Origin of the sequence: Pseudomonas sp. P7548, assembly GCF_013386585.1 — a bacterium.
GTDB lineage: Bacteria > Pseudomonadota > Gammaproteobacteria > Pseudomonadales > Pseudomonadaceae > Aquipseudomonas.
Genome location: NZ_JACARO010000003.1, coordinates 1 through 3,745, shown reverse-complemented (window position 1 = coordinate 3,745; position 3,745 = coordinate 1). Strand labels below are relative to the sequence as shown.

At 58.2% G+C, this 3,745-nt stretch carries 3 protein-coding genes and 1 pseudogene; all 4 read left to right on the top strand.

From position 1 onward, the window contains the following. The first annotated feature begins 231 nt into the window (after positions 1 to 231). Positions 232 to 930, top strand: a complete 699-nt coding sequence (locus HX803_RS02045; RefSeq protein WP_178918710.1) for a GntR family transcriptional regulator — start codon at positions 232 to 234, stop codon at positions 928 to 930. A 342-nt stretch (positions 931 to 1,272) separates the two neighbouring features. Then, a complete protein-coding gene (locus HX803_RS02040) occupies positions 1,273 to 2,031 on the top strand; it encodes a DUF3050 domain-containing protein (protein WP_178918709.1) in 759 nt (252 codons plus the stop codon). Further along, a pseudogene (locus tag HX803_RS02035) lies at positions 2,028 to 2,923 on the top strand (diiron oxygenase). Before HX803_RS02040 ends, HX803_RS02035 begins: the two are co-directional and overlap by 4 nt. Beyond that, positions 2,920 to 3,745: AMP-binding protein (locus tag HX803_RS02030; protein ID WP_178918708.1), on the top strand; the 826-nt coding region annotated here is incomplete at its 3' end. The pseudogene HX803_RS02035 and the gene HX803_RS02030, both read left to right, overlap by 4 nt.

Below are 3,745 nucleotides of genomic sequence, written 5' to 3'. Positions count from 1 at the left end.
TGGGGCGAAACGTTTAATCCTTAGCACGCAAAATGGGCGTTGGACGCGCAATATCAAGCCGGTTTGACCTGAGTGCGTAAGACGCCATCAAGGCTTGATGTGGGCGTGCGGAGTGGCGTGTTGAGCCGCTTACAAGCCGAAACCGTGCCTGTTTGACAAGCTTATGGGCAGTCTCTAGTGTGCTTTGGATCCAATTAGCCACACCCTTTTGAAAAGGAGGATAGCGTAACCGTGACGCAGAAGCCGAACCCTTTGAACAGCATCAAGATCAGTGGGCCTATTCCCGCGCACCTTGCGCGCGGCGTGATTGAAGAAACCCTGCGCAATGCCATCCTCGATGGCCGTTTGCCCTGTGGCACGGCCATGCGCCAACAGGAGCTGGCCAGCCTGTTCGGAGTCAGCCGCATGCCCGTGCGGGAAGCCTTGCGCCAGCTTGAAGCCCAGTCGTTGCTGCACGTGGTGACTCACAAGGGTGCCGTGGTTGCGCCATTGATCGAAGACAATTCGGCGGAAACCTACGCCCTGCGCATGCTGCTGGAATCGGAGGCGTTGCGCCTGTCGATCCCACTGTTGACGGCCGACGATATTGCCAAGGCAGACGCCTGCATCACCGCCCTGGAACAAGAAAAGGACTACACCGAAATCGGTCGCCTGAACCGGCTGTTTCATATGGCCTTGTACGGCAAGGCGCCGAACCAGCGACTGCTCAAACTGGTGGAGCACGGTTTGAACGAAGAGGAGCGTTTCCTGCGCTTCAACCTGGAAGCCATGGGGCTGGGCGAGACGTCCCAGGAAGACCATCGCGAATTGCTGAACCTTGTGGCCCAGAAGAAAACCGAAGAAAGCATCCTGACGCTACGCAATCACTTGATGCGAGGCATGGAAGTGATCACGACCTACCTCAAGGGCCTGGAAGCTGCCAGCAAGTAAGTCACGGTGGGGTTCTTTCGTGCAGAAAGAGCCCCGAGAGAAATAGCCTCCCAAACAACTATTCCTATTAAAACAACTGATATTAATGGTCCCGCTCGCCTTCAAGAAATGTCCCACCTTTAGTTACGCCCCCAACTTACAACTCAAATTATTTAGAAAAACTTCTAATAAATTCGTATACCCAGAGCCGTAACTAACCGGCTTATCATCTTTTATTACCAGACCCCACACATCTACCACCTTTGCACCACAGCGTGTGCAAGGCCTGGACCTATCTACTATTCGGCTATAAAAGCCAGACGCTGCTCTCACAGCGAACGCAACAACTTATAGGCATCAACCATGTATCAATCATTACTGGAACAGAAAAAACTTCATCTGTGCAACCACCCGCTGTTTATTGAAATAACCTCACACAGAAAGTTACAGCGTTTCATGGAAAACCATGTATTCGCAGTCTGGGATTTCATGACACTCGCCAAACGCCTGCAACGAGACCTGACATGCGTTCGATTACCCTGGCTTCCCCCTTCCGATCCACAGTCTGCTCGCCTGATCAATGAAATCGTATTGGCCGAGGAGTCCGACACGCATCCAACCGGGGGCTATTGCAGCCATTTCGAGTTGTACCTGGAGGCAATGGCCGAGGTGGGTGCCGACACGTCGAGCATCCATCGCTTCCTCGCATTGCAACGCCAAGGCGTGGACGCCCGCGCCGCCCTGCCCAGGATCGATGTGCTTCCCGAGCTTGCCCGCTTTGTCGACAGCACACTGCACCTTGCCCTGAATGCACCGACCCATTGTGTGGCAGCGGTCTTTCTTCACGGGCGCGAGTGTGTCATTCCAGGGATGTTTGAACGCCTCCTGCAACAGGATGTGCTTATGCCTGGCCAGGCACCCGCCTTGCGCAACTACCTTGAGCGCCATATCGAACTGGACGCCCAGGAACATGGGCCCGCCGCAGAACAGTTGCTGGAACGCCTGGTGACTGCCGATCCGAACCACCGGCGCGAAGCCGATGAAAGGGCACTCGCCGCCGTAGAAAGCCGCATTACGCTCTGGGACGCCTTACGTACCTCGCTGCATGAGGTACACCCATGAACACCTGCGACTACCGCTCCATCGCCGATGACTGGGAGNNCTGATCTACCCGCTGTGCCGACAGCCCTTGGTGCTCAGCGCGACGTTTCTTGAACATTGCCCACAGTGGCGCGACTTTGCGCTGGTGCAGAGCTTCTATAAGTTCATCAATGACGTGGTGATTTTCGAAACCGAGATCGTCGACAAGACCGCCCGCCGTATTGCGAAGAACCGTTTCCCACAGCCCCTCCCCCTTGCCTGCCGATACGACGCGATGACCGTCGTTGTCGACGAGGACTACCACGCGCTGGTCGCGCTGGACTTCTTGCAGCAGACCGTGGCGTTGACCGGCATTGCTCCTATCGACATGCCCGAACAGATCGAGCTGAGCCACGCCTTGCCAGCAGCCCAGGCGCAGGTGCCGGCACATCTGCGCGATGCCATGGAACTGGTGGGCGTGGCGATTGCCGAGAACACCGTGACTCATGACGTGGCGGCGTTTTCCAAGGACAGCAGTATCAAGGCATCCGTACGCGGCTTGATGGCCGATCACCTGTTTGATGAAGGACGCCACGCGCTGTTCTGGACACGCCTGGTGCGCCTCTATTGGCAAACCGCGAGCGCGGATGACCGTGACAGCATCGCCCAAGCTCTGCCTGTCTTCCTGGCACATTACCTGACCAATAACCTGCAAAAGCACTTCAACCTGCAGCTGATCGAACACTTCGATGTCAGCGCTGACGTTCGTACTGCTCTAAGGGCCGAAGTGGCGGCCATGGATTTTCCCATCGGCCGCCACCACCCGTTGCTTGCCAACATCATGGGGTTCCTGCATCACAGCGGCCTGCTGCAGACTGCGAGCGTGGCCCGGGCGCTGAACGACTATCTGCCGGTTACCGGGAGGCCAGCATGAGGCGCTTGACCATCGCGTTTGCCGGCATCAGCAAAGCCCTGGCGGCGCTGAGGCTGGAGCTGGAGCAGTATGGGCATGTGGCAGGCGACGAGGCGGTCGACCTGTTGATAGAGGACGGCAGCCAGCCGGTACCCGCCCACCGTTGCGAAGCCCCGCGAATCAGCCTGCGCCTGGGCGTGGGCCCCGTGGCCGAGTGCGGGTTGCCTGCCTTGCAACTGCGCAGCTACGACAATGCCCGGCACCTGCTGGCTACATTGGACCTGGCTGCACACCCCAGCGGTAATGGCCAGTGCCTGCGCCAGCAAGCAATCGCCGTGTTAACGGAGTGGGTGGCCTTGCAGGTCAGCGGCTTCTCACGGGACCCGGAGCATTTTCGGGAGGGCGCAACGGCCAATGATTGGCCCGAGAAGGAATTGCAGGCGTTGGATGCGCTGGCATTTGTGCATCATTTGAATCGCACGACCGATGAGACCTTGCTACAGCAGGCCGAGGTCCCGTTGATCGAACAGTTGCAGGCCAGCCTACAGGCGTTTGCGTCGCAAACAGCCCTGAACCTCTCAGGCCGCGAGGTGACGTATCGCCAATTGCAGGCTCGTGCCCTGGTGATCCAACACCAACTGTACCCGTTGCTCAAGACGTCAGAGACGGTGCCGGTGGTCGGGGTGTGCCTGGAGAAGTCAGTGGACCTGTACGCCAGCATGCTTGCCGTACTGGGCTGCGGCGCCGTCTACCTGCCACTGGCACCGGACCATCCCACGCGACGCCAACGGCTGATGCTGGAAAACGCAGGGGCGAGCGTCTTGCTGCACGGAGAGGCGCATC